Here is a 956-nt window from a genome sequence, read left to right as displayed (position 1 = left end):
GCGCAATGGCGGGTGCCGGTTCGGATGATGTCAGCCCCTCGGCCCGCGCCGCCATGGCCTGTTCGACCGTCTCAATCGTGGTCAGCGGCGAGCCGACCAACCCGGCGAGCGCATCGTTGATAAGCGCGGTGCCGCGTTTCGCTCGCTCGGCCGAGGTGACGGCGAGCATCAGGGCGCGGCCTTTCAATTCGACATTGCCGAGCACCGGGGTGCCGTCCGCCATCGTCACACCCCACGCCATGCGCCCGGTGCTTTTCGCTTTTCCGTTCGGTTTCTCGCCCAGCCAGTTCCAAAAGTGCGTGGTTTCCCGCTGAAGCGCAGGGACAGTATCAAGCCGCTCGCCGACCAGCGCCTGGGTCACGCCGCGTGCGAAGGGAAAGCGCACGCGGTGGAACATCACCTCCTCGCCATCAATGTTGTGCAGCGTGGGGATGGGCGCCGGTCCCATGGTCTTGGGAACGACATCGAACAGCCATGCCGTGCTGATGAGGGCCGGAAGTGCAGCCTGCTGATGAGGGCTGGAAGCGCAGCAAGATCGTCGGCGTCTAGGTTCAACGCGGTGCGCGGGCTGCGCTTGCCCTTCGAGCGCCGCAGATCGGCGACGAGCGCCTCGGCCGCCTCCATCGTGAACGACAGCACGCCGCCCGACAGGAGGTGCTTGCCTCCGACCTGCACGACGCGGGCACCGATCCTGTCCCATTGCTTCAGCGTCTGCGAGGCGCTGCGCTCGGATACTCGAAGCGGCTCGCCGCCCCGGATCAGGTCGCGCACGAGGAAGCCGCTGCCGGGCTCGACCTCGCTGACCTCGTGGAGGCTCATCACTGACGATCGAAGGGCACGCAGGTAGATTTTGGTCGGGCCGCTCTCATTCCAGCCCCGGCGCCGAATATAGTCATCGACGATGTTCCGGTCGGGTTGGATGGTGCGCGTCAGCAGATCCTCGAACGCGCATCCCC

1 protein-coding gene and 1 pseudogene are annotated in these 956 nt (G+C 66.2%); both read right to left on the bottom strand.

The window, feature by feature from the left end; all coding sequences use genetic code 11:
- Positions 1–397, bottom strand: a pseudogene (locus tag L858_RS22390) (hypothetical protein); the annotation flags it as partial.
- Positions 397–956, bottom strand: a 560-nt coding sequence (locus tag L858_RS22385) for a DUF7986 domain-containing protein (protein WP_476661775.1), incomplete at its 5' end; no start/stop codon positions are given. The gene L858_RS22385 and the pseudogene L858_RS22390, both read right to left, overlap by 1 nt.

It is taken from the genome of Sphingobium bisphenolivorans (assembly GCF_000412635.1).
Classification (GTDB): Bacteria; Pseudomonadota; Alphaproteobacteria; order Sphingomonadales; family Sphingomonadaceae; genus Sphingobium; species Sphingobium bisphenolivorans.
Note: the sequence above shows the minus strand (reverse complement) of the source record. Positions and strands in the feature narration are given on the sequence as shown.